Genomic DNA, 23,349 nt, shown 5'->3' with positions numbered 1-23,349 from the left:
GATATTGAGAAATGGCTCGTTACACGGGCGCCGACTGCAAGCTCTGCCGTCGCGAGAAGACCAAGCTCTTCCTCAAGGGCAGCAAGTGCGAGTCTGCCAAGTGCCCCATCGAGATCCGTCCTTACCCGCCGGGTGAGCACGGCCGCGGACGTCCCAAGGAGTCCGAGTACCAGCTTCAGCTTCGTGAGAAGCAGAAGACCCGCCGCATCTACGGCGTCCTCGAGAAGCAGTTCCACAACTACTACGAGGAAGCCACCCGCAAGACCGGCAAGACCGGTGAGGCGCTGCTCCAGATCCTGGAGAGCCGTCTCGACAACGTCGTCTACCGCGCCGGGTTCGCCCAGTCGCGTGACGCCGCCCGCCAGCAGGTGCGCCACGGCCACATCCTGGTGAACGGCAAGAAGGTCGACATCCCGTCCTACCGCATTCGCGAGCACGACATCATCGAGGTCCGCGAGAACAAGCGCAACCTTCTGCCCTACGAGGTCGCCCGGGCGACCTCGGGCGAGCGCACCGTTCCCGCGTGGCTCGGCGTCGTGCCCGAGAAGCTCCGCGTCCTGGTTCACCAGCTGCCGGTTCGCCAGCAGATCGACACCCAGGTCCAGGAGCAGCTCATCGTCGAGTACTACTCGAAGTGAGCCTGAGTTGAGGTGCGGATTTCCGCACCTCAACTACGCTGTTTATCGGAGTGGCGTCATATGGCGGGCGCCACACGAAAAAGGGGAGACCCCGCATGCTGATCGCTCAGCGCCCGACTCTTCTCGAAGAGTCGCTCGACGACACCCGGTCCCGGTTCGTCATCGAACCGCTGGAGCCGGGCTTCGGTTACACCATCGGCAACTCGCTCCGTCGCACGCTGCTGTCGTCCATTCCGGGCGCGGCCGTGACGAGCATCCGGATCGAGGGCGTCCTGCACGAGTTCTCGACCGTTCCCGGGGTCAAGGAAGACGTCACCGACATCATCCTCAACCTCAAGGAGCTGGTCGTCTCCTCCGAGCACGACGAGCCGGTCGTGATGTACCTGCGCAAGCAGGGCCCGGGTGAGGTCACCGCCGCCGACATCGCGCCGCCGGCCGGTGTCGAGGTGCACAACCCCGAGCTGCGCATCGCCACGCTCAACGGCAAGGCGAAGCTGGAGATGGAGCTGACCGTCGAGCGCGGTCGCGGCTACGTCTCCGCCGCCCAGAACAAGCAGCCGGGCCAGGAGATCGGTCGCATTCCGATCGACTCGATCTACTCCCCGGTGCTCAAGGTCACCTACAAGGTCGAGGCGACCCGAGTCGAGCAGCGCACCGACTTCGACCGCCTCATCCTCGACGTCGAGACCAAGCCGGCCATGAAGCCCCGCGACGCGGTGGCCTCCGCCGGTAAGACCCTCGTCGAGCTCTTCGGCCTGGCCCGCGAGCTCAACGTCGAGGCCGAGGGCATCGACATCGGCCCGTCGCCGACCGACGCCGCCCTGGCCGCCGATCTGGCGCTGCCGATCGAGGAGCTCAACCTCACCGTTCGCTCCTACAACTGCCTCAAGCGCGAGGGCATCCACACCGTGGGTGAGCTCGTCGCGCGCAGCGAGCAGGACCTGCTGGACATCCGGAACTTCGGCGCCAAGTCGATCGAAGAGGTCAAGCAGAAGCTGCACGAGATGACGCTGGCGCTCAAGGACTCCCCGCCCGGGTTCGACCCGAGCCAGGTGGCCGGTGGCGGTTACGACGACGACGACAGCGCTTACGTCGAGACCGAGCAGTACTGATCCCGCTTTTCGAGGGCCCCGCGCAGTGTCATGGCGCGGGGCCACAGTAACGGATCGCACACAGAGCGACTGCGATCCGGCCCGACTCCGGTACCTGGTACGGCCGGGGCGGGTTAATCCAGGAGGAGAAAGACCATGCCCAAGCCCACCAAGGGTGCACGTCTTGGCGGCAGCCCGGCGCACGAGCGGCTGATCCTGGCCAACCTGGCCACCGATCTGTTCCGCCACGGCAAGATCCGCACGACGGTCGCCAAGGCCAAGCGCCTGCGCCCGCTGGCGGAGCGCCTGATCACCAAGGCGAAGAAGGGCGACATCCACAACCGTCGCCAGGTCCTGACCGTCGTCAAGGACAAGGGCGTCGTACACCACCTCTTCACCGAGATCGCGACGACGTTCGCCGAGCGTCCCGGTGGCTACACCCGGATCACCAAGGTCGGTCCGCGCAAGGGCGACAACGCCCCGATGGCGGTCATCGAGCTGGTGGCCGAGCCGCTGAGCGGCGTCACGACCCGCCGCACCGAGGCCCCCGCCGCCGCCGCTGCTCCGGCGCCCGCCGCGGAGGAGACCGAGGCTCCCGAGGCCGCCGCCGAGGAGACCCCCGCCGCGGAGGCTCCCGCCGCCGCGGAGGAGGCCCCGGCCGCCGAGGCTGAGGCGAAGAAGGACGAGGCCTGATCTTTCAGGTCGGACGAGACGGGCCCGGACCCCCTGCGGGGTGCGGGCCCGTTTTCAGTTGAAGGAGGATCATCGTGGTACGGCTCCGCCTCGACCTCGCGTACGACGGGACCGACTTCTCCGGATGGGCCAGGCAGCCGGGACGCCGGACCGTCCAGGGCGAGATCGAGCAGGCGCTTGGCAGGATCCTGCGCCTCGGCGAGCCCGCGATGCTGACCGTGGCCGGCCGCACCGACGCCGGCGTGCACGCGCGCGGCCAGGTGGCCCACGTGGACGTGCCCGACGGGTCTCTGGCCGAGCTCGACGGCAACAGAGGGCCCCTGGACGTCCATGAGCGGCTCGCTGCGCTTGTCAGGCGCCTGGGCGGGGTCCTGGCCCCAGATGTACGCGTTCATCGGGTCTCCGTGGCTCCTGAGGGCTTCGACGCGCGTTTCTCGGCGATGTTCCGGCGGTACGCGTACCGGGTGAGCGACGCGGTGGGCGGCGTCGACCCGCTGCGGCGGCGCGAGGTGGTCTGGCACAACCGGTCGCTGGACGCCGGCGCGCTCAACGTGGCGGCGGCGCGGCTGCTCGGGGAGCACGACTTCGCGGCGTTCTGCAAGAGGCGCGAGGGCGCCACCACGATCAGGGAGCTGCAGCGGCTGGACTGGGCCCGAGAGCCCGACGGGGTGCTGGTGGCGACCGTCGTGGCGGACGCGTTCTGCCATTCGATGGTGCGTGCGCTGGTCGGGTCGCTGCTGGCGGCCGGTGACGGGAGCCGGCCGGTGGAGTGGCCCGGCCAGGTGCTGGCGCGGGCCGTACGGGACTCGGGGGTGCACGTCGCGCCCGCGCACGGGCTGTGCCTGGAGGAGGTGGGCTACCCGGCGGAGCCGGAGCTCGCCGCGCGGGCTCGGGCCACGCGGCGAGTGCGCACCACCGCCCTCCAGCGGACGCCGTCAGCCCTTGGTGACGCGGCGCTCGAGGACGAGTGAGGTCTGGTCCCGGAACGCCCCGCTGACCTTGGGCAGCGTCTTCTCCTTGGACTCGGGGGTGTGACCGTCGGCGTAGGTGGCGTAGCTGAAGATGATGTAGCGGCCCCACACCAGCCCGGCCGCGTAGCCGCCGGCGATGTTCACGCGCTCGCCGCCCGAGCCGTCGGCGCCGGGGAGCGGGCGGAACCAGACGTTGGTTGAGAGGTTCTTGGACTGGTCGGCGATGATGGCCGCGTCCTTGTCGGGCAGGACCGCTATGCCCGTGGTGACCGCGTAGCGGTGCTTGCTGTCGACGTAGGTGGCCCTGAGCACGCGGCTGCACTTCTGCTCTTTGAGCGCGTCCGCGAAGTCCCCTGTGGCGGCCTTGTCGCAGCTCGTCTCGACGGCCGCCTTGACCCTGGTGAACGTGGTGCCCGCCGCGCTGACCTTCTTCTTCGGGAACGCCTCCGAGAGCGACAGCTTCTGCGGGTCGGTCTGCTCGGAGTTGAGGATGGACGTCCCGTCGGGGGCGTCGGAGGGCGCCGCGGCGGCGGGCGTCTCGGTGCTGGGCTCGCTTGACGCGGTGGGGCGGGTGGCGGCCGTGGTGGGCGTGGGGGAGGTGACCGCCTGGTAGGCGAAGAATCCGCCGGTCGCGACCCCGGCCAGGGCCAGCGCGCCCAGCGTGACGAGCAGGGCTCGCTTGCTCTTGCCGGGTGGGGCAGGCGGCGGAGGCGGGGTCTGGAACGGTGGCTGTTTGAACGCTCCAGGCGGGAACGCCGGGCTGCCGCTCTGGGGCCGGCTGAGCGGGGCGGCGGGCTTCTGTCCCCAGGTGTCCCTGGGGAACGGGAGATCGGGCAGCTTGGCCTCGGATGGTGGGTTGGGGGGCCAGACGGGCACGTCGCCGGGCACGGGCGGGTGGGCCGGCAGGTTGGCCGGATCGGACAGGGAGAGCGGCGGGGTGCCGTGTTCGGTGGGGTTCGGGGTGAAGGAGGAGAGCACCGGTTCGGTGAGGTCCTCCTCCGGCGAGGCGATCGGGGCCGGCAGGAAGCCGTCGGGAGGGGTGTCCTGGTCGGCGATGGACGAGGGCTGGGCCCTGCCCTTCGCCTGCTGGGCGGCCTCCCTGCGGGCCGCGTCCGGGTCGAAGTAGTGGGCCGGGCGGGTGAGCCCCTCCGGTTGGGTGGCGTTGGGGTCGTAGCCCGGCTCGTCGTTGTCGGGCTCGGCCACCAGCTCGCCCGTGGCGGCGGGCCAGGGCGGCTTGGCGTTCGGGTCGCTGGGCGGCGCGGGCCACACCGGCATGCCCGCCGCGGCGGCGGTGAACGCCGGTGGCGGCTCCCACGACGGGCCGCCGGGCGCGGCCTGCTCGGCGGGCCAGGCGCCGGGCTCCGGGTCGTCCCAGGGGCGGATGGCCCGCACCTGCTCGGCTCGTATCTGCTCGCCCAGCGTGGGGCGCGACCGGCCGATGAGCGTCTGGTCGGGGTCCTCCGCCTCGGCGACCGGGTGCGGCGGGCGCAGGCCGCCCGGGCGGGTGGGCTCGGACTCGTCGTCGTACCAGTCGTACGGCGCTGCGTCGTCGCCCGCCACCTCCCACGGCTGGACGCCGGGCGGCTCGTCGTCGTCGGGCGACGCGGGTCGTGTTCCGGAGTCGGTCGACTCGGGCGGCGGCCCCCCGAAGGCGGGAACGGCGGGTCGCGTCCCGGAGTCGGGCGGCTCGTACGGCGCTCCCCGGAAGGCGGGAACGGCGTCCGCCGCCTCGCCCGGCGGGGCGGGCGGCGCGTCGTCGTCGGGGCTGTGCGCCGCGTCGTCGGAGGAGCCGCGCAGTTCCTCGTCGGCGGGGGCGAACGCCGGTGGTACGTCTCGCCCGCTGGTCTGGCCGAAGCTCGGCGGTGGCGTCGCTGGTGCGGCCGATCCGTCGGCTTCCCTGCGATCGTGCTCAGACCCGGGTTCCTGGCCACGCATAGGGCGAGCCTAGCGAGAGTAGCGAGATCGTTACGTCGGTATGAGCGTTCCCAGCGGGATCTGGCATCCCGTTTGGGGGCTTATCGAATAAGAAGCCGTTTTCGCTAAAGGGGGCTTCCGGTGAGCGTGCGGTTGTCCAGAGCCTTGAAGACCGTCGCCTTGGTGATGTCGTTGATGGCGCCGAAGATCTGCTTGGAGCCCTTCTTGTCCGGCTTCGTGCCGTCCTTGTTCTGGAACCAGACCATGATCGCGTAGTGGCCGTGCGTCCAGATCCTGGCGCCGCCCGCGCCCGAGCCGAGCTGCTTGGTGACACTGTCCTTGCCCGCGAGCGGCTTCACGTAGTTGGCCGTGCTGCCGGCCTTGGCCACCTTGGACGCCAGTTTGCTGGTCTTGAGGTTGGCCACGCCGACCGTGCCGATGATCTTGCCGGCCTTGTCGCGGAAGCTGGCGCGTACGAGCTGGTTGCACTTGGCGTCCTTGAGCGCCTTCTTCAAGGCGTCGCCAAGGGCGCCGTCAGCGCACTTCTTGTCCTTGCTGGTGACGGTCATCTCGTACGACCGGCCCGCGACCGTGATCTTCTTCGTCTTGCCGAAGATCTCCTTGACCGTGATCGGCTCGGGGTCCGTGGACCGTTCGGCCGCGAAGCCGTACTTGCCGGGCGGGGCCGACGGGAGCGGCGGCGCGGTCATGCGAGGGGTCGTGGTCTGGGCCGTGACGGGCTTGTCGGCGTTCCACATCATCGCGAGGCCGCCGCCGAGCAGGCCGAGCACCGCTATGCCGCCGAGGGCGAACCACAGCGGGGCGCGCGAGCGCGGGCCCTCGTCGTACGGGCTCCAGCCGACCCTGCTCTGCGGTGCCCGGTCGCCGTCCTGCGGCGCGCTGTCGGACTTGCTCTCCTGCTCGGCGTCGTCGGCGGCGCGTTGCCTGCGGGAACGGCGGGAGCGGCGCGGGGCGTCGTCGCCGTCGCCGGGAGAGTCCGGGCCGTCAGGGCCACCGGGTCCACCAGGGCCTTCCGGTCCGCCCGGGCCGCCGAAGAAGCCGGGGCCAGAGCCGCCAGGACCACCGGGGCCGCCATGGCCAGGACCGCCGGGACCGGGACCACCGGGACCGCCAGGACCGCCGGGACCATGACCGCCGGGGCCGCCAGGGCCAGGACCGCCGGGGCCGCCAGGGCCAGGACCGCCGGGGCCGCTAGGGCCAGGGCCGGGGCCGCCAGGAGCGCCGGGGCCGTTGGGGGCGCCGAAAAAGCCCGGTCCGCCGGGACCATCGGGACCGGCCGGACCGCCGGGACCGTTCGGAGCGCGGCGTCTGCCCGCAGGCTGGAAGACACTCCCCATGCCATAGGGGGCGCTGTTTTCACGTCCTTCGGGAAAAGCCATGCGGCGACATTACCGTGATGCGCGTCATCGGGTTCCGAAGTCCTGGGTCCACCATGGCCCGTCCGGGCCGGACGCGACGCCCACCCCGATGGCCTTCAGTCCGCAGTCGAGGATGTTCTTGCGCTGGTCGGGGTTGTCGAGCCAGCCGCGCACCGCCTCCTCGGGGGTGCTGTACCCGGCGCCGATGTTCTCGGCGGCGCCCCAGCGGTATCCCGCGCGCTCCATCCGGTCCCACGGCGACGAGCCGTCGGGGGAGGTGTGCGAGAGCTGCCCGGACTGGGCCATCTCCAGCGAGTGCGTACGCGCGGAACCGGAGAGACCGGAGTTCACCCTGAGCGCCCCGCAGCCGTGGCGGGACCGGGCGGAGTTGGTCAGCGAGACGACCTTGGCCGCCAGTCCGGGCATGATCTGCACGCCGCCGCTGCCGTCGCTGAGCATCGCGGGGTTGTCCTGGGAGTTGAACCCGGCGATCTGACCGTCGGGCGATCTGGTGGCCTTGGGGGTGGCCCGGCCGCGGGGCACGGCCTTGGTCGTGATCTCCCTGGGGATCATCTCGACCTGCTGCTGCGCCTTCCTGGCCGTCGTCGGCGCGGGGTTGGCGGTGGCCGCGGCGGGCGGGGCGGTCTCGTTGAGATAGATATGGGGTTTCGGCTCGGCGTCGTCGGTGAGCCGGCCGAGCAGCACCCCCGTGAAGAGCACGGTCATGAGGCAGGCCAGCACCCCCAGGTGATTCCGGCGCCGAGCGCCCCGCTGGGTTGGCCGGGAGTGAGAGTTCTGCCACATACCGCCGCTAACGATAGGGATGTCTGGTCCTGGGAAAGAAGAGGTCCCAGGGAAACGAAACCTAACCGTTCTGCGTTCAGGTAGACTCGCTCCGGGCTACTGGTCGTTTTGACCTGCGCGCCTTTGGGCGAGTAGCTTAGGTTCGTTGTGTGCATAGGTCCCGCGTGACCAATGCGCGGCGCGTCCGGCGTCATCTCCCGCAATGAGGAGACGGAAGGTCCGGGCCGTCGTGTGCCCGCACCGACCGACCAAATGTAGCTGTCGCATCCGACAGCGCCGAAGACGCGAGCATAAAGAAGGCTACGACCGTGCGCACGTACTCACCGAAGCCCGCCGACGTCCAGCGTCAGTGGTACGTCATCGACGCGACCGATGTCGTGCTGGGCCGGCTGGCCAGCCACGTCGCGACCCTGCTCCGCGGCAAGCACAAGCCGATCTTCGCTCCCCACGTCGACACCGGTGACTTCGTCATCGTGATCAACGCGGACAAGATCGCGCTCAGTGGTAACAAGCTTGAGCAGAAGAAGGCGTACCGCCACTCGGGCTACCCGGGCGGTCTGCGTTCCGTCAGCTATGGCGAGCTCATGGAGAAGCGGCCCGACAAGGCCGTCGAGAAGGCCGTCAAGGGCATGCTTCCGAAGAACTCCCTCGGCCGGAAGATGGCGAAGAAGCTGAAGGTCTACGCGGGTTCCGAGCACCCGCACCAGGCCCAGCAGCCGGTGCCGTTCCAGATCACCCAGATCGCCCAGTAGTAGTTCGAAAGAGTTAGAGGAGAACCGTGGCTGAGCCCACCGGTGTCGAGACGGCCGTCGAGCCCGAGCTGGAGGAAATCTCCAGCGAGGAATTCCCGTCCGAGTACACCACCGAGTCCGCCGCCAGCGCCGACGCGCCCGTGCGCAAGCCCGTCACCACGGGCAACTCGTACGGCACCGGCCGCCGCAAGGAGGCGATCGCCCGCGTGCGCATCGTCCCCGGCACCGGCAAGTGGACGATCAACGGTCGTTCGCTGGACGTCTACTTCCCGAACAAGGTCCACCAGCAGATCGTCAACGAGCCCTTCGTGGTGCTCGGCGCCGAGGAGGCGTTCGACGTCATCGCGCGCATCGACGGCGGCGGCGTGACCGGCCAGGCCGGCGCGCTGCGCATGGGCCTGTCCCGCGCCCTGGCGATCCTGGACGTCGAGATCAACCGGCCGCCGCTGAAGAAGGCCGGCTTCCTCACCCGTGACGCCCGCGCCACGGAGCGGAAGAAGTACGGCCTCAAGAAGGCCCGCAAGGCTCCGCAGTACAGCAAGCGCTAAATTGGCGCGCCTTTTCGGCACCGACGGGGTACGTGGGGTCGCGGGTCGCGACCTCACGGCGCAGCTCGCCATGGACCTTTCGGTCGCGGCGGCTCACGTCCTCGGCGATGCGGGCGCGTTCGCCGCTGCCGGCCGCAAGAGCAGGCCGGTGGCGGTCGTGGGCCGGGACCCTCGCGCCTCGGGAGAGTTTCTCGAGGCCGCGGTGGTCGCCGGCCTCGCGGCGTCCGGTGTGGACGTGCTGCGCCTCGGCGTACTGCCCACCCCGGCCGTCGCCCACCTCACCGCCGCGCTGGGCGCCGATCTCGGCGTCATGCTGTCGGCCTCGCACAACCCGGCGCCGGACAACGGCATCAAGTTCCTGGCCCGCGGCGGCTTCAAGCTGTCGGACGCGGTCGAGGACGAGATCGAACGGCGGCTGGGCGAGGACTGGAGCTTTCCCGTCGGCTCGGCCGTGGGCCGGGTGCGGGAAGCGTACGGTGAGGCCAACCGGTACGTCTCCCACCTGCTGACCACGATGAACGCCGCGCTCGACGGGCTGAACATCGTGGTCGACTGCGCTCACGGCGCCGCCCACATGGTGGCCCCGGAGGCGCTGGTGCGGGCGGGCGCCAGGGTCGAGGCCATCGGCGCCAGGCCTGACGGCCTCAACATCAACGCCGGCCACGGCTCCACCCACCTGGACAAGCTCGCGCAGATCGTCGTGTCTCGCGGGGCGGACCTGGGCGTGGCCTACGACGGCGACGCCGACCGCTGCCTGGCGATCGACCACACGGGCGCGATCGTCGACGGCGACCGCATCATGGCCATCCTCGCCGCCGCCATGCACGGCGAGGGCCTGCTGGCCAAGGACACCGTGGTGGCGACCGTGATGTCCAACCTGGGCTTCAAGCTGGCCATGCGCGACGCGGGCATCACCGTGGTGGAGACCGCGGTCGGCGACCGCTACGTGCTGGAGCGGATGAAGTCCGACGGCTACAACCTGGGCGGGGAGCAGTCGGGCCACGTCATCATGCTCGACCACGCCACCACCGGCGACGGCCTGCTCACCTCGCTCCACCTGCTGGGCGTGGTCGCCAAGTCGGGCCTGTCGCTGAAGGAGCTGGCCGCGGTGATGACGCCGCTGCCGCAGATCCTGATCAACGTCAAGGACGTGGACAAGGGCAAGGCCGCCGCCCCCGAGCTGCTGGCCGCCGTCGCCGAGGCGGAGGGCGAGCTGGGGGAGACGGGCCGGGTCCTGATCAGGCCGAGCGGCACCGAGCCGATGATCCGGGTCATGGTCGAGGCCGCGTCGGAGGAGCACGCCACCCAGGTGGCCGGCCGCCTCGCCGACGTGGTGCGCACCGCCTGCGTCTGAGTGACTGTCCGAACGGCCCGCGGGGGTGACCCCCGCGGGCCGTTCGTTCATTCGTCCCCGGTGAGCGAGAAGACCCGCAGCCGCTGCCCCGCCCAGAAGACGCCGACCACCGTGACGACGATCAGTGCGGGTACGGCGAAGCTCAGGGCGACGTCCGCCTCGACGAAGGCGGAGTCGGAGATCTGCTTGGCTATCGTCTGGCCCCACTGCTGGATCGAGAACTTGTGGGCGCCCTGGATGAAGTTGCCCACCACGCTCTCCCAGACGAGGGCGTAGATGATGCCGATCGTGACCGCGTGCCGGGTGACGACGCCCAGCAGGAGGAAGACGGCGGCGTACGCGATGCCGGCCACCAGCGCTCCCAGCGCGAAGCCCGGGGCGATGCCGTCCTCGTTGCCGGCCAGGATCCAGGCCGCCACGTAGGTGGGCACGGCGCCGAACAGGGCCATCAGCGAGGCCGCCACCAGGAACTTCGTCCGGACGATGACCGGGCGGGAGATCGGCTTGGACATCAGGTGGATGATCGTGCCGTCGTCGATCTCCGGGGCGATGACGCCCGTGCCGGCGATCAGGCCCAGCAGGGGGAGCATGGTGCTGATGGCGAACTTCTGCATCAGCTGCACGGCCGCGCTCTGGTCGCCCCCGCCGAGCACGCGGAAGAGCACGGCCAGCCCGATCAGGGCGAGCGGCAGCAACAGGAGCAGGATGATGCGGCGCCTGCCGAGCAGGGCCCGGTACGTGATGCCCGCCACGACTGTGTTCATTGCCTCACTCCGTTCGGCGGCTCGGTCGCTGGAGTCCGCCGCCTTCCCTCGTCGCTCTGGTCGCTGCGCTCCCGCCGCTCCTCAGTCCAGGCGGCGGCGCTCCCTCGCGGATTCATCAGGTGCTCCTGGTGATGAGGTAGGAGAAGACGCTCTCCAGGTCCTCGTCCGCCGGGGAGACCTGGTGCAGGTGTACGCCTTCCGCCTGGGCCACCCGGGGGAGGAGCCAGGCGAAGCGGCGGAACTCGGCGGCCTGGACCTCCAGGCCGTCGGGGCGGAGGGTGATGCCGCCCGTCGAGTGGTCGCGGATGAGGGCGGCGGCGAGCTTTCTGTCGTCGCTCGAACGGATCACGAACAGGTGGGGCCGGTCGGTCATCAGGCGCCGGATCTCGCGGAAGTTGCCCGACGCCGCGTGCCGGCCCGCCACCAGCACCTCGATGTGCTGGGCGACCCGTTCGACCTCCTCCAGGATGTGGGAGCTGAACAGGATCGTCTTGCCCGCCGTGCCCATGGCGCGGATCAGGTCCATGAGGTGGAGGCGCTGGCGGGGGTCCATGCCGTTGAACGGCTCGTCGAGCAGGAGCACGGGCGGGTCGTGGACGAGCGCCGCGGCCACCTTGACGCGCTGGCGCATGCCCTTGGAGTACGTCTCCACGCGCCGGTCCTTGGGCTCCTCCATCTCGACCGTGGCCAGGGCCTTGCGGGCCGCCTCGATCGGGTCGCCCAGCCCGTGGAGGCGGGCGGCCGAGAGGACGAACTGCCAGCCGGTGAGGAAGCCATACACGCCCTCCCGTTCCGGGACTAGGCCGATATTTCGGTAAATGTGGTGGTTCTTCCAGACCTGCTGGCCGTCCAGCGTGACCGAGCCGTTGGACGGCGCCAGGAAGCCCGCCATCATGTGCAGGAGTGTGGACTTGCCCGCCCCGTTGGGGCCGAGCAGGCCCGTGACGCCGGGGCCGATCGTCATGGTGACGTCGTTGACCGCCACCACGTTGCCGTACCAGCGGGAAACCTGAGACAGCTCGATCTTCACCGTGCGGCCGCCTTCCTGTAGCGCAGCGCGAGGGCGCCCACGGCGAGCGCCACCAGCACCACGAGGGCCGCGGCCGAGGCGGGCCCGCTCGGGTAGTCCCCTTCGGGGATGTGCGGCGGGGTGCCGAACAACCAGGACTGTACGGAGTCCACCAGCCAGAACGGGTTGGCCAGCCAGGCCCAGGAGGCCGCGGCCTCGTTGCCCGAGGCGTACAGGGACCCGTAGATCAACGGGACCGACGCCGACGACAGCAGGTAGACGGCGATCACCGAGGCCACCCCGAGCCCGCGCCGCGGCGTGAACGAGGCCAGCGCCAGCCCGAACGACGACATCAGCACGGCCAGCAGCAGCGCCATGAGGACGGAGCCGAGGTATTCGCCGGTGGCCGGCGGCCCGGGCATGTCCACCACCAGCTCGCCGGCGTAGATCAACGTCAGGGGCACCGCCACCAGCAGGAAGAGCGCGGCGGTCATCGCCGTGACCTTGGCGCCGACGTACTCGGCGATCGAGACGGGACGCGACAGGTAGAGCGGCAGCACGCGGTAGCGCAGGTCGGGCGCGACCACGGTGGGCGCCTGCGCGGCCAGGAAGACCGCGACGACGGCCTGCATGATGACGGCGAAGCCGCTGTAGGGGAGGATGCGCTGCTGGGCCAGGGCCATCGTCGCGACGGCCACGACGGCCGGCAGGAGCATGATGACGAAGAGGGAGAACGGCATGATCTTGCTGCGGGCCGTGCGCCCCAGGCCGAAGATGCCGCGCAGGCTGTGGACGGTCAGCGCCCGGGTCGCGTAGGCGCGGCCGAGCCGGGGCCCGTCGTAGTGGCGGTAGCCGATGTCGTAGATCTCAGACACCCGCCACCTCCTCCCTGAAGACGTCCTCGATGCGGTGACGTCCCTGTTCGAGGCGGATGAGGCAGAGGTCCAGGTCGACGGCGGCGTCCCGGATCGCGTCGAACGTCTCGGGCCCGAGGACCTTGACCACCAGCAGGCGGCCCTGCTGCGAGACCGTCTGGCCGGCCTCGGTCAGCCGGGCGGCCAGCGGCTCCAGCCCCTCCTCGACCTCGACCGTGACGGTCTGCGTGGCCTGGGTGAACTCGCCGATCGCGGACGAGCGCAGCAGCCGCCCGGAGTCGATGACGATCACGTGGTCGCAGATGCGCTCCAGCTCGCCCAGCAGGTGGGAGGTGACCAGCACGCTGATGCCGAACTCGGTGCCGATGCGCCTGATCAGCGTCAGCATCTCGTCGCGGCCGCGCGGGTCGAGGCCGTTGGTGGGCTCGTCCAGGAAGACCAGCTTGGGGTCGTGCACCAGGGCCTGGGCCAGCTTGACGCGCTGCTTCATGCCCGTGGAGTAGCCCCCGACGGCACGGTAGCGCTCTTCGGCCAGGCCCACGTGGCGCAGCACGTCGGCGGCGCGCTCGCGGGCGGCGGAGCGCGGCAGGCCGGACATCTGTGCGAGGTGGACGACCAGTTCGGTGGCGGAGACGTCGGGCGGGAGGCATTCGTGCTCGGGCATGTAACCGACGAGCCGGCGGATCTCGGCGCCCTGCGCGGTCACGTCCAGATCGAGCACCTTGGCCGCGCCGCCGGTGGGCGGCAGCAGGCCGAGCAGGATCTTGAGCAGCGTCGACTTGCCCGCGCCGTTCGCCCCCACCAGACCGGTGACGCCGGGCCCCACGGCGACCGTGAGCTGGTCGACCGCGGTGACGGTGGGGAAGCGTTTGGTCAGCCCCTCGGTGGCGAGGATGTGCATGTGCCCGACCGTACCCGGCGGGCGAGGGCCGCCGCCTCGTTCAGACGGATGAACGCCGTCCTACTTGAGGCCAGAATTTCCGCTGGACCAGCAGCGTCCCGGTGCCCGCGATGATCATGCCGAGGATGTTGACGGTGAGTTGCGAGACCGAGCCGTAGACCTCTTGCCAGTCGCCCAGCGCCAGCGCGACGGCCACGTAGCCGGCCGCGGGCACGGTGGTGACCGAGATGAAGACGCCGACCAGGGCCGACGACTTGCCCGCCGTGACCGACAGCACCCCGGCCGCGCCCGCGAGCAGCGCCACGATCAACGACCACCGGTCCGGTTTGACGATGAACTGGACCTCTTCGTTCCTGGTGAGGTTGCCGATGTCGATCCAGCCGAGCCAGTTCGAGACGAGCGCGCAGGCGAAGGTGATCGCGATCGCCAGCGTGAACCCGATGACCAGCGTCCTCAGCGACGTGATGATCAGGTGCCACCTGCCGCGCAGCAGGCCGAAGCAGATGGCCGCGACCGCGCCGAACTCCGGCCCGAGCACCATCGCGCCGACGATCAGGATGGGGGAGTTCTGCAGGATGCCGATGCCCGCGAGCTGCGTGGCGATGGCCAGGAAGGCCAGGTACGCCCACGTCATGCGGGAGTCGGCGTGCACCCGGTGCGCGAGTTCCTCCCACACCACGGCGTCGTCGGGATCGCCGGGCGCCTCCTCGACCGCGTCGGTCGCGACCTTGGACAGCGACAGATCGACCTGCTCGATGGCGATGGAGCCCTCGGTCTCCAGCCATTTGAGCCGGTTCAGCACCTCGTTGGCCGACTCGCGCGCCGCGTCGCAGAGGATCACGTCGCCCGCCGGCTCGCGGGCCGCGCCCGGCAGGACGACGATGTTGGTGACGCCTGGGCAGTTCTCCAACACCGTCGTCGCCTCGTCGGTGCGCGCGGCCGGGCTGATCAGTCGCAGATGTAGCACAGGGGCCATTGTCGTCTATCGGACGTTGATGGCGTTTTGACACATCTGCGTGAGGCTGACGTGCATGATCCGATACCGATGCCACGACCATGGTGAGGAGTGCTGGTTCGCCGCGGTGGACGACCAGGAGTGCGGGGGCAGGTTGGCCCTCTATCTGTTCGAGGAGGTGCTCAGGTCTGGCGGAGCCGTACCCGCCGTACCGAGTGGTCGGCGCCCTTCTTGAGCACGAGGTCGGCCCGGCCCCTTGTGGGGGCGATGTTCTCGACCAGGTTGCGCTCGTTGATGTCGCGCCAGACGTTGACCGCGAAGGCCGTGGCCTCCTCGTACGAGAGCTCCGCGATGTACCGGAAGTACGACTTCGGGTCCTCGAAGGCGGTGCGGCGGAGTTTGTGGAAGCGGTCGACGTACCAGGTGCGGATGTCCTCGACCTTGGCGTCCACGTAGATGGAGAAGTCGAAGTAGTCGTTGACCGCGAGGGACGTGGGCGGGGCCGGCTGGAGGACGTTGAGCCCCTCAATGATCAAGATATCGGGACTTTTCACGACTTGGCTGGCCTTGGGCACGATGTCGTACTCCAGGTGGCTGTAGATCGGCGCGCGCACCTCCGCCGCCCCGGCCTTCACCTCCGCCACGAACCTGACCAGCGCCCTGCGGTCATAGCTCTCCGGGAAGCCCTTGCGGTGCATGATCCCCTTGGCCTCCAGCACCGCGTTCGGATAGAGGAAGCTGTCGGTGGTGATCAGCTCCACGTGCGGGTGCTCGGGCCAGCGGGCCAGCAGCGTGTGCAGGAGCCGCGCCGTCGTCGACTTGCCGACCGCGACGCTGCCCGCGATGCCCAGGATGTACGGCACGCGCTGCTCGGGATGACCGAGGAACGCGCTCAGCACGCTGCTGCGCTCTTTGGATCCGGTGAAGTGCAGGTTCAGCAGTCGAGTCAGGGGGAGGTAGATGTCCGTGACTTCAGTGAGATCGATGGGGTCGTCGAGGCCGCGAAGCTCTTCCAGCTCGTCTGCGGTGAGAGTCAAGGGCGTGTTCTTGCGGAGCTCGCTCCACTGCTCCCTGCTCAGTTCCACGTAGCCGTTGTTCACTTTGGCAGCGTAGCGATGAGCCGTGAACCGGATCATGGCCGGGTGTGCGCAGCGAGATCCACAGCCTGTGGATAAAGACGTGGGATTACCGAGACTCAGTTCGGGGAAGGAAGATCCGTCTTGCCGAATCACGCGTATGAACAGGTGTCGGCGGCTACTGTGCAGGGCTGGGAGGTCTGATGGACCGTCGTCGCTTCATCACGAACGTGATCGCCGTCGCCGGCCCCTTCGCCGGAGTCGCGTGCGCGGGAGTGCAAGGGGGCGTCAAGCCGGTGCAGGGAGGTTACGGGCGGCTGAAGCCCGTGCCCGACCTGCGTGACGGGAAGGTGCGGCTGCACCTGCCCGAAGGGTTCAAATATCGCTCGTTCAGCGCCGCCGGCGAGAAGTTCAGCGACGGGTCGGCCGTGCCGGGCAGGCACGACGGCATGGCGGCGTTCTCCGGCCCCAAGGACAGCGCGATCCTGATCCGCAACCACGAGGTCAACGGCCCCGTCGGCGCGTTCGGCGACAAGGCCAGGGCGTACGACCCGATGGCCGGGGGCGGCACCTCCACGCTGCGCGTCACGCGCTACGGAGAGGTGATCCAGGCCGCCCCCTCGCTCAACGGCACCATGATGAACTGCTCGGGCGGCCCCATGGCGTGGCGGGCCTGGGTGAGCTGCGAGGAGACGGTCAACGGGCCCGACGTGGCCGACGACTTCTCCGGCGGCGACAACGCCAAGCTCACCCGCAAGCACGGCTACATCTTCGAGGTGCCGGTCAACCGCGCCGCCACCGCCAGGCCGATCAAGTCGGCCGGCCGGTTCCCGCACGAGTCGGTGGCGTTCGACCCCTCCACGGGCGCGCTCTACATGACCGAGGACAACTTCTCCTATCCCTCCGGCTTCTACCGCTACCTGCCGCCGAAGCACCCCGTCCAGGCCGGGCGGCTGCTCGACGGCGGGCGGCTGCAGATGCTGGCCGTCAAGGGCGCCAAGCGCAAGGACCTGTCCGTGGGGCAGCGGCCCGCGGCCACGTACGAGACCGTCTGGGTGGACATCGAGGACCCCGACCCGACCTTCACCGGCAGGCCCGCCTACGACCAGGCCGTCCAGGCCGTGGGCAGCCAGGGGCGCGAGCAGGGCGCGGCGATCTTCTCCCGGCTGGAGGGGGCCGTCTTCCACCAGGGGGTCGTGTACTTCGTCTCCACCCAGGGCGGGGCCACGGCGGCCGGCGACACGCCGCCCTCCGGGTTCGGCAAGGGGCGGGGGCAGGTGTGGGCGTACGAGACGTGGAGCGGGCGGCTCAGGCTCGCCTACGAGTCGCCGCGCTCGGCGGTGCTCGACCTGCCCGACAACGTGACGGCCAGCAGGCGCGGCACGCTCGTGCTGTGCGAGGACGGCGACGGCGACAACTACCTGCGCGGGCTCACGAAGGCGGGCCAGATCTTCGACTTCTGCCGCCTGGAGCCGATCCCCGACGACCCGGGGGCGGAGTTCGCCGGCTCGACGTTCGGGCCCGGCGGCCACACCCTCTACGTCAACGTCCAGTCGAAACAGGGCAGGTCATTCGCGATCTGGGGTCCGTGGGAGCGCGGGCTGTTCTGAGTACGCTGGGGTCATGATCCTTGGCATCGGCGTTGACGTCGTGGACATCGACCGCTTCGAGGCGGCGCTGGAGCGCACGCCGCAGCTCAAGGAGCGGCTGTTCACCGAGGCCGAGATAGAGCTGCCGGTGCGGTCGCTGGCCGCCAGGTTCGCCGCCAAGGAGGCCGTGGCCAAGGCGCTCGGCGCGCCCAGGGGGATGGCCCACCTGGAGGCCGAGGTGCGCCGCGACGAGCACGGCAAGCCCGAGCTGCGGATCACCGGCAAGGCCGCGGAGGTCGCCTACGATCTCGGGGTCAAGCGCTGGCACGTCTCGCTCAGCCACGACGCGGGCGTGGCCGTGGCCTACGTGATCGCGGAGGGATAGCTTCGGATCGTGAAGACTGCCTACACCGCCGACCAGATCCGGGGCGCCGAGCACGCGCTGATGGCGCGGCTGCCCGAGGGCACGCTCATGCAGCGGGCCGCCACCGGGCTCGCCGCCGTCTGCGCCGACCTCCTGGGCAGGGTCTACGGCAAACGCGTCGTGCTCCTCGTCGGCAGCGGCGACAACGGCGGTGACGCGCTCTACGCGGGCGAGCGGCTGGCCAGGCGCGGGGCGTGGGTGGGCGCCGTCCTGGCCGGGTCCAAGACGCACGAGGCCGGGCTCGCCGCGCTCAGGCAGGCCGGCGGCCGGGTCGTCGAGCGTGACGCCCTGGAGCGCGCGGACCTGATCATCGACGGGCTCGTCGGGATCGGGGCCTCAGGGGCGCTGCGGGAGCCGTACCGGGCGCTCGTCGAGGAGGCGAACGCGGCCCGCGGGCCGATCGTCGCGGTGGACGTGCCGAGCGGTGTGGACGCGAGCAGCGGCCGGGTGGAGGGCCTCGCGGTGCGGGCCCGGGTGACCGTGACCATGGGGGCGTACAAGACGGGCCTGCTCGTCGATCCCGGCGCCGAGCACGCGGGCACGGTCGAGCTGGTGGACATCGGGCTCGGGGCCCATCTGCCCGATCCCGACGTCGCGGCGCTGACCGGCGGCGACGTGGACGTCCTGCTGCCGCGGCCCGGCAACGAGTCCGACAAGTACCGCAGGGGCGTGCTGGGCGTCGCCGCGGGGAGCGACCTGTTCACCGGCGCGGCCGTGCTGGCTGTGGGCGGCGCGCTGCGGGCTGGGGCCGGCATGGTGCGGTACGCGGGCCCCGGCGCGCCGGTCGCCCAGGTGCGCGCGCACTGGCCGGAGGCCGTGGTCACCGAGCTGGACCGGCCCTCCCTCGAAGACGTGGGCCGGGTGCAGGCGTGGGTGCTCGGGCCGGGGCTGGGCACCGGGGAGTGGGCGCACGAGGTGGCCGCCCAGGTGCTGGCGTCCGACGTGCCCGTGCTGATCGACGCCGACGCACTGACGCTGGTGGCCCGGGACCGCGGGCTGCTGCGGCGGTCGGCGCCCGTCCTGATCACACCGCACGCCGGAGAGCTGGCGCGGCTCATCCGCGCCGACCGGGACGCCATCGAGGCCGCCCGGCTGGAGCACGTCCGCCGGGCCGCGGCCGAGCTGGGCGTGACCGTGCTGCTCAAGGGCTCCACCACGGTGGTGGCCGAGGAGTCGCGGCCGGTCCGGGCGAACGTCACGGGCACGTCCTGGCTGGCCACCGGGGGGACCGGCGACGTGCTGGCGGGGGTGGCCGGGGCGCTGCTCGCCCAGGGGCTGAGCTGCTACGACGCGGCGTCCTGCGGGGCGTTCCTGCACGGGCTCGCCGGGCGGCGGGCCGCCGAGGGCGCGCCGCTGACCGCGGCCGACGTGGCCGCGGCGGTGCCGGCGGCCATCCGCGCGGTGACCGGCGGGGGCCGCTCGTCGTAGGGGTGGCCGGTCGTCGGGGCGGGGGCGGAAATCGCGCTCGACCACCCGCGTGAGCTGCCACACTGGATGGATGTACTCCTCGATGGCCACACCGGCCCAGGCGCGGGTCGATCTGGCCGCGATCAGGCACAACGTGGCCCTGCTCAAGGAGCGGGCCGGCGGCGCGGAGCTGATGGGCGCCGTCAAGGCCGACGCGTACGGGCACGGGCTGGTGCCGACGTCCGAGGCCGTCATCGAGGGAGGCGCGAGCCGGCTGGGCACCGCGTTCGTCCGGGAGGCGCTCGAGCTGCGCGCGGGCGGGGTGACCGCGCCGATCCTGTCGTGGCTCATCACCCCCGGCGAGCCGCTGGACGAGGCCCTCGACAAGGACATCGAGCTGTCGGCCTCCGACGCGGGGCTGCTCGGCGAGATCGAGGCCGCCGCCCGCCGCACGGGGCGCACGGCCCGGCTCCACCTGGAGGCCGACACCGGCATGAGCAGGGGCGGCTCGCCGCCGGCCGCCTGGCAGGGGCTCCTCGACGGGGCGCTGAAGCTCCAGGCCGAGGGCGTCGTCGAGATCGTCGGCCTCTGGTCCCACTTCGCCTGCGCCGACATCCCCGGCCACCCGTCGATCGAGCAGCAGCAGGAGGCGTTCAGAACGGCGCTGAAGCTGGCCGAGCGGGCCGGCGCGGCGGGCTCCCACGTGATCCGGCACCTCGCCAACTCCGCGGCCACCGTGACGCTTCCAGAGGCCCGCTACGACCTGGTCAGGCCCGGCATCGCGATGTACGGCCTGAGTCCCATCCCCGAGCTGGGCGACTTCGGGCTCAGACCGGCGATGACGCTCGTGGCGCAGGCCGGGCTGGTCAAGCGGGTTCCGGAGGGCTCGGGCGTGTCATACGCTCACCTGTACGTCACCGACCGCGAGACCACCCTCGGCCTCGTGCCGCTCGGATACGCCGACGGGATCCTCAGGCACGCCACCGGGCGGGTCGAGGTGCTGGCCGGCGGGCGGCGCAGACCGATCGCGGGCCGGGTGTGCATGGACCAGTTCATGATCGACATGGGCGACGACCCCCTGTCGGCGGGCGACGAGGTCGTGCTCTTCGGGCCCGGTGACGGGGGCGAGCCGACCGCTCAGGAGTGGGCGGATAATCTCGGCACGATCACGCATGAGATCGTGACCAGGATCGGGTCGCGCGTGCCGCGGGTCTACGAGCACAGGCGCTCGGAGTGACGACGGGCACTTCGCGGCAGGCATGAGCGGAGAAGGATCGGGGAGATGACGACGACAACACGGCGCAGGGTAGGCATCGCCGGCGCGCTCGTCGGTGCGGCTTCCGCCGGCGTCGCGGCGGCGGCGCTGGCCAAGCGGTACGCGGTCGGCAGGATCAGGCTGCGCCCCGACACCGAGGCCAGCGAGCCGTTCGGCGAGCTGCGGGGCAGGGAGCGCACGCTCGTCACCTCCGACGGCAAGGCGCTGCACGTCGAGGTCGACGGGCCCGAGGACGCCGAGCTGACCGTCGTCTTCTGCCACGGCTACTGCCTCAACCTGGAGTCCTGGCACTACCAGCGCAAGGACCTGCGCGAAAACTACCGCATGGTGCTGTGGGACCAGCGCTCGCACGGGCGCTCGCAGCGCGCGGGCGCCGACGGCAGCACGATCGACCGGCTGGGCGCCGACCTGGCCGAGGTGATCGAGAAGTTCGTGCCGGGACCGTGCGTGCTGGTGGGCCACTCCATGGGCGGCATGACGATCATGGCGCTGGCCGACAGCCACCCCGAGCTGTTCGCGGACAAGATCCGCGGCGTCGCGCTCATCGCGACCTCGGCGGGCAAGCTGGCCGAGCTCACGCTGGGCATGCCGGCGATGGTGTCCAAGGCGGTGCACAAGATCGCCCCGTCCACGATCTCGATCCTGGGCAAGGGCGGCGCCCTCGTCGACCGCACCCGCCACGCGGGCAGCGACATCGCGTTCCTGATGACCCGCTACATGGGCTTCGGCGACTCCAAGAACGTCAGCCCGACCGTGGTCGACTTCGCCGAGTCGATGATCAGGGCCACGCCGACCGAGGTGTTCGCCGACTTCTACCCGGCGCTGATGAACCACGACAAGCTCTCCGCGCTCGACGTCCTCGACCAGGTGCCGACCGCGATCATGGTGGGCGAGCGCGACTGGCTCACTCCGCCCGACCACAGCAAGGCCATCGCCGCGGCGCTGCCCAAGGCGCAGCTCACCGAGGTGCCCGACACGTCCCACCTCATCCAGCTGGAGCGGCCGGGCGCCGTCAACGACGCGCTGCGCGACCTGATCAAGAGGGTGGAGATGCAGTGAGGCTGGCGACCGCCGAGGACATGCGCGCGTACGGCGTCCGCCTGGCCGGGCAGCTGCGCGCCGGAGACCTGCTCGTCCTGTCGGGCGCGCTCGGCGCCGGCAAGACCACGCTCGTGCAGGGCATCGCCGAAGGGCTCAAGGTACGCGGCCCGATCACCTCGCCCACGTTCGTGATCGCCCGGGTGCACCCTTCGCTGCGCCAGGGGCCGCCGCTCGTGCACGCGGACGCCTACCGGCTCGGCGGCGACTTGGAGGTCGACGACCTCGACCTGGACGCCTCGCTGGAAGAGTCCGTCACCGTCGTGGAGTGGGGCGAGGGGCTGGTCGAAGGGCTGGCCGAGGACCGGCTGGAGATCCACATCGACCGCGAGGCGGGCGAGGAGGTCCGCATTGTCACCCTGCGCGGCGTGGGTCCGCGATGGGCCGACACGCCGTCTGAGCCGCTGGAAGACTAAAACCGCCGTCAATTTTCGGCAATACTGGCACCCTTGACGTACCAGGCCAATGACATAAATCATGATCGTTGGTCAGGGATTGGCCCAGATTTTCTGGGTATCAGGAGGGGCGACATCCATATTTCTGATGGATGCTGGGTGGTACGACGGCGGAGTGGGGTGCGGCCGGTGCTCAGGGTCAGGCGAGTCGCGTACGCGGGAGCCATCGTGATGGTCGGTCTGACCGGCTGCACGGCTTCCGCCGATGCAAATCCAACAGGCACAGCCACGCCCAGCCCCACAGCCAGCGGCACCGCCGCCCCGGCCGCCACCGCCACGGGCAGCCCGCGGCCCTCGACCAACAGGCAGACCATCTCGGTCCAGCTCAACCCCGACCGCGTCACCGCGGGCGAGACCTCCAAGGTGTGGATCCTGGCCAACTGCCCCGTGCCGACCGGCGGCCCGGCGCACACCGGCACCGGGACCTCGCGCGCGTTCGTCAACGGCGTCGTGCTCAACCCGGTCGCCGGGGCCTCGGCGACCCCCACCGCGACCGCCACGTCCGCCAACGGCTCGCCGTGGGTGCGCGGTGAGGCGCAGGTCTCGGGAACGGTCCGGCGCGGCTCCTATCGGGTCGACGTCAAGTGTGACGGCACCAACGACCTGGGCCGGGCCACCCTCAGGGTCGCCGCGGCCGAGGCCGTGCCGTCCACCGTGCCGAGCAAGGCGCCCAAGGCGGGCGGCGGCGGCACGTACGGGATGGACGCGAGCGACGACTCCTCGATCCCGATCGGCCCCGCGGGCGTGCTGGTCGGCCTCGCCCTGGTCGCGGGCATCGGCTTCGCGGTCAAGCGCCGCAAGGCGTAGCGATGGCCCGACCTGGACGGGTGGTGCTCGCCGGCGCCGCCACGGGTCTGCTGCTGGTCGCGTTCGGCAAGAGCATGCAGACCGGCAGTACGCCCACCGCGTCGATCGTGCCCGAGAGCATCGACATCCCCTCGATCGACGTCGACGCACCGCTGATGAAGCTCGGTTTATCGAAGGACGGCGAGGTCGAGCTGCCCCCGTACGAGAAGCCGAAGGTGGCCGGCTGGTACTCCGGCAGCGCCGTGCCCGGCGAGAAGGGCGCCTCGGTGATCATCGGCCACGTCGACACCAAGACGGCCCCCGCCGTGTTCTACAAGCTCAGGCAGTTACGCAAGGGCGAGACCGTCAAGGTCGAGCGCAGTGACGGCAAGGTCGTGAGCTTCAAGGTCGACCACATCGAGCAGGTGCACAAGGACAGCTTCCCCACCAGGCGCGTGTACCTGGAGGACGGCCTCAAGCTGGTCACCTGCGGCGGCAAGTTCGACTACGCCAAGGGCGAATACCTGGACAACATCATCGTGTACGCCTCCCGCGCCTGAAAAACGGTTTGTGGTCCCCTTCCCCTCGTC

At 70.6% G+C, this 23,349-nt stretch carries 24 protein-coding genes; 15 read left to right on the top strand and 9 right to left on the bottom strand.

Annotated features, from left to right (window positions below):
• Window positions 1–11: 11 nt before the first annotated feature.
• From rpsD to truA, 4 genes are all read left to right on the top strand, one after another.
• Window positions 12–638, top strand: coding sequence for a 30S ribosomal protein S4 (gene rpsD, locus AB0L65_RS12320; protein ID WP_364243765.1), 627 nt, complete (start codon window positions 12–14; stop codon window positions 636–638).
• Window positions 639–733: 95 nt separating this feature from the next.
• Window positions 734–1,750, top strand: a complete 1,017-nt coding sequence (locus tag AB0L65_RS12315; RefSeq protein ID WP_364243763.1) for a DNA-directed RNA polymerase subunit alpha — start codon at window positions 734–736, stop codon at window positions 1,748–1,750.
• A gap of 135 nt (window positions 1,751–1,885) precedes the next feature.
• Entirely contained in the window at window positions 1,886–2,422 is a 537-nt protein-coding gene (rplQ, locus tag AB0L65_RS12310; RefSeq protein WP_364243760.1) for a 50S ribosomal protein L17, read from the top strand.
• Between the two features lie 74 nt (window positions 2,423–2,496).
• On the top strand, window positions 2,497–3,393 hold the full coding sequence (truA, locus tag AB0L65_RS12305; protein WP_364243757.1) for a tRNA pseudouridine(38-40) synthase TruA: 897 nt from the start codon (window positions 2,497–2,499) through the stop codon (window positions 3,391–3,393).
• Here the strand turns inward: truA and AB0L65_RS12300 are convergent.
• The 3 genes from AB0L65_RS12300 to AB0L65_RS12290 form a co-directional block, all read right to left on the bottom strand.
• Window positions 3,358–5,328: a hypothetical protein gene (locus tag AB0L65_RS12300; RefSeq protein ID WP_364243754.1), complete on the bottom strand. Its 1,971-nt coding sequence runs from the start codon at window positions 5,326–5,328 to the stop codon at window positions 3,358–3,360. The genes truA and AB0L65_RS12300 overlap by 36 nt on opposite strands.
• 104 nt (window positions 5,329–5,432) lie before the next feature.
• Window positions 5,433–6,707, bottom strand: a complete 1,275-nt coding sequence (locus tag AB0L65_RS12295) for a hypothetical protein (RefSeq protein WP_364243751.1) — start codon at window positions 6,705–6,707, stop codon at window positions 5,433–5,435.
• A gap of 24 nt (window positions 6,708–6,731) precedes the next feature.
• Window positions 6,732–7,412 (bottom strand): CAP domain-containing protein, encoded by a 681-nt coding sequence (locus AB0L65_RS12290; RefSeq protein ID WP_364243749.1) that lies wholly within the window; start codon window positions 7,410–7,412, stop codon window positions 6,732–6,734.
• A 386-nt stretch (window positions 7,413–7,798) separates the two neighbouring features.
• On the opposite strand from AB0L65_RS12290, the gene rplM reads away from it, so the two are divergent.
• From rplM to glmM, 3 genes are read left to right on the top strand one after another with little or no spacing between them, the layout of a single operon-like run.
• Window positions 7,799–8,242: a 50S ribosomal protein L13 gene (gene rplM, locus AB0L65_RS12285; RefSeq protein ID WP_185070656.1), complete on the top strand. Its 444-nt coding sequence runs from the start codon at window positions 7,799–7,801 to the stop codon at window positions 8,240–8,242.
• Between the two features lie 26 nt (window positions 8,243–8,268).
• On the top strand, window positions 8,269–8,790 hold the full coding sequence (gene rpsI / locus AB0L65_RS12280; RefSeq protein WP_350731016.1) for a 30S ribosomal protein S9: 522 nt from the start codon (window positions 8,269–8,271) through the stop codon (window positions 8,788–8,790).
• A gap of 1 nt (window position 8,791) precedes the next feature.
• A complete protein-coding gene (glmM, locus tag AB0L65_RS12275; protein ID WP_350731018.1) occupies window positions 8,792–10,144 on the top strand; it encodes a phosphoglucosamine mutase in 1,353 nt (450 codons plus the stop codon).
• A 47-nt stretch (window positions 10,145–10,191) separates the two neighbouring features.
• Here glmM and AB0L65_RS12270 read toward each other — a convergent pair whose 3' ends face one another.
• The 6 genes from AB0L65_RS12270 to coaA form a co-directional block, all read right to left on the bottom strand.
• Window positions 10,192–10,908: an ABC transporter permease subunit gene (locus AB0L65_RS12270; RefSeq protein WP_364243746.1), complete on the bottom strand. Its 717-nt coding sequence runs from the start codon at window positions 10,906–10,908 to the stop codon at window positions 10,192–10,194.
• 115 nt (window positions 10,909–11,023) lie between these two features.
• Window positions 11,024–11,938 carry an ABC transporter ATP-binding protein gene (locus AB0L65_RS12265; RefSeq protein WP_364243743.1) on the bottom strand — a complete coding sequence of 305 codons (915 nt, stop codon included), beginning with the start codon at window positions 11,936–11,938 and terminating at the stop codon, window positions 11,024–11,026.
• Window positions 11,935–12,792: an ABC transporter permease gene (locus AB0L65_RS12260; protein WP_364243741.1), complete on the bottom strand. Its 858-nt coding sequence runs from the start codon at window positions 12,790–12,792 to the stop codon at window positions 11,935–11,937. The genes AB0L65_RS12265 and AB0L65_RS12260 overlap by 4 nt, the downstream gene beginning before the upstream one ends.
• The gene (locus tag AB0L65_RS12255) at window positions 12,785–13,693 is read right to left on the bottom strand and encodes an ABC transporter ATP-binding protein (protein WP_364243739.1); all 909 of its coding nucleotides are present in this window, start codon (window positions 13,691–13,693) and stop codon (window positions 12,785–12,787) included. The genes AB0L65_RS12260 and AB0L65_RS12255 overlap by 8 nt, the downstream gene beginning before the upstream one ends.
• Window positions 13,694–13,733: 40 nt before the next feature.
• Window positions 13,734–14,669 (bottom strand): DUF389 domain-containing protein, encoded by a 936-nt coding sequence (locus AB0L65_RS12250; RefSeq protein ID WP_364243736.1) that lies wholly within the window; start codon window positions 14,667–14,669, stop codon window positions 13,734–13,736.
• A 161-nt stretch (window positions 14,670–14,830) separates the two neighbouring features.
• Window positions 14,831–15,733 (bottom strand): type I pantothenate kinase, encoded by a 903-nt coding sequence (gene coaA, locus AB0L65_RS12245; RefSeq protein ID WP_364243812.1) that lies wholly within the window; start codon window positions 15,731–15,733, stop codon window positions 14,831–14,833.
• 194 nt (window positions 15,734–15,927) lie between these two features.
• Here coaA and AB0L65_RS12240 point away from each other — a divergent pair, with 194 nt between their 5' ends.
• From AB0L65_RS12240 to AB0L65_RS12205, 8 genes are all read left to right on the top strand, one after another.
• Complete coding sequence (locus AB0L65_RS12240; protein ID WP_364243734.1) at window positions 15,928–17,334, top strand: alkaline phosphatase PhoX; 1,407 nt, start codon at window positions 15,928–15,930, stop codon at window positions 17,332–17,334.
• A 13-nt stretch (window positions 17,335–17,347) separates the two neighbouring features.
• Window positions 17,348–17,698, top strand: coding sequence for a holo-ACP synthase (locus AB0L65_RS12235; protein ID WP_350731030.1), 351 nt, complete (start codon window positions 17,348–17,350; stop codon window positions 17,696–17,698).
• A 9-nt stretch (window positions 17,699–17,707) separates the two neighbouring features.
• A complete protein-coding gene (locus AB0L65_RS12230) occupies window positions 17,708–19,165 on the top strand; it encodes an NAD(P)H-hydrate dehydratase (protein WP_364243731.1) in 1,458 nt (485 codons plus the stop codon).
• Window positions 19,166–19,247: 82 nt separating this feature from the next.
• Window positions 19,248–20,381 carry an alanine racemase gene (alr, locus tag AB0L65_RS12225; RefSeq protein WP_364243809.1) on the top strand — a complete coding sequence of 378 codons (1,134 nt, stop codon included), beginning with the start codon at window positions 19,248–19,250 and terminating at the stop codon, window positions 20,379–20,381.
• Window positions 20,382–20,426: 45 nt separating this feature from the next.
• Entirely contained in the window at window positions 20,427–21,479 is a 1,053-nt protein-coding gene (locus tag AB0L65_RS12220; RefSeq protein ID WP_364243728.1) for an alpha/beta hydrolase, read from the top strand.
• Entirely contained in the window at window positions 21,476–21,934 is a 459-nt protein-coding gene (gene tsaE / locus AB0L65_RS12215) for a tRNA (adenosine(37)-N6)-threonylcarbamoyltransferase complex ATPase subunit type 1 TsaE (protein ID WP_364243726.1), read from the top strand. Before AB0L65_RS12220 ends, tsaE begins: the two co-directional genes overlap by 4 nt.
• Window positions 21,935–22,141: 207 nt before the next feature.
• Window positions 22,142–22,780: a hypothetical protein gene (locus AB0L65_RS12210; protein ID WP_364243724.1), complete on the top strand. Its 639-nt coding sequence runs from the start codon at window positions 22,142–22,144 to the stop codon at window positions 22,778–22,780.
• 2 nt (window positions 22,781–22,782) lie between these two features.
• Window positions 22,783–23,319: a class F sortase gene (locus tag AB0L65_RS12205; RefSeq protein WP_364243721.1), complete on the top strand. Its 537-nt coding sequence runs from the start codon at window positions 22,783–22,785 to the stop codon at window positions 23,317–23,319.
• Window positions 23,320–23,349 lie beyond the last annotated feature (30 nt).

Origin of the sequence: Nonomuraea sp. NPDC052116 (assembly GCF_040680035.1) — a bacterium.
In the GTDB taxonomy this organism is placed as follows: Bacteria; Actinomycetota; Actinomycetes; order Streptosporangiales; family Streptosporangiaceae; genus Nonomuraea; species Nonomuraea angiospora_A.
The sequence above is the reverse complement of the archived record's forward strand: the minus strand, read 5'-3'. Positions and strand labels throughout refer to the sequence as shown.

Excerpts from the sequence above, each read along its gene's own strand:
- AB0L65_RS12300 (WP_364243754.1), bottom strand. The coding sequence starts at position 5,328 with ATGCGTGGCCAGGAACCCGGGTCTGAGCACGATCGCAGGGAAGCCGAC.
- rpsD (WP_364243765.1), top strand. The coding sequence starts at position 12 with ATGGCTCGTTACACGGGCGCCGACTGCAAGCTCTGCCGTCGCGAGAAG.
- AB0L65_RS12220 (WP_364243728.1), top strand. The coding sequence starts at position 20,427 with ATGACGACGACAACACGGCGCAGGGTAGGCATCGCCGGCGCGCTCGTC.
- rplQ (WP_364243760.1), top strand. The coding sequence starts at position 1,886 with ATGCCCAAGCCCACCAAGGGTGCACGTCTTGGCGGCAGCCCGGCGCAC.
- AB0L65_RS12205 (WP_364243721.1), top strand. The coding sequence starts at position 22,783 with ATGGCCCGACCTGGACGGGTGGTGCTCGCCGGCGCCGCCACGGGTCTG.
- alr (WP_364243809.1), top strand. The coding sequence starts at position 19,248 with ATGGCCACACCGGCCCAGGCGCGGGTCGATCTGGCCGCGATCAGGCAC.
- AB0L65_RS12290 (WP_364243749.1), bottom strand. The coding sequence starts at position 7,412 with ATGACCGTGCTCTTCACGGGGGTGCTGCTCGGCCGGCTCACCGACGAC.
- AB0L65_RS12315 (WP_364243763.1), top strand. The coding sequence starts at position 734 with ATGCTGATCGCTCAGCGCCCGACTCTTCTCGAAGAGTCGCTCGACGAC.
- AB0L65_RS12240 (WP_364243734.1), top strand. The coding sequence starts at position 15,928 with ATGGACCGTCGTCGCTTCATCACGAACGTGATCGCCGTCGCCGGCCCC.
- AB0L65_RS12255 (WP_364243739.1), bottom strand. The coding sequence starts at position 13,693 with ATGCACATCCTCGCCACCGAGGGGCTGACCAAACGCTTCCCCACCGTC.
- AB0L65_RS12295 (WP_364243751.1), bottom strand. The coding sequence starts at position 6,707 with ATGGCTTTTCCCGAAGGACGTGAAAACAGCGCCCCCTATGGCATGGGG.
- AB0L65_RS12270 (WP_364243746.1), bottom strand. The coding sequence starts at position 10,908 with ATGAACACAGTCGTGGCGGGCATCACGTACCGGGCCCTGCTCGGCAGG.
- AB0L65_RS12235 (WP_350731030.1), top strand. The coding sequence starts at position 17,348 with ATGATCCTTGGCATCGGCGTTGACGTCGTGGACATCGACCGCTTCGAG.
- AB0L65_RS12250 (WP_364243736.1), bottom strand. The coding sequence starts at position 14,669 with ATGGCCCCTGTGCTACATCTGCGACTGATCAGCCCGGCCGCGCGCACC.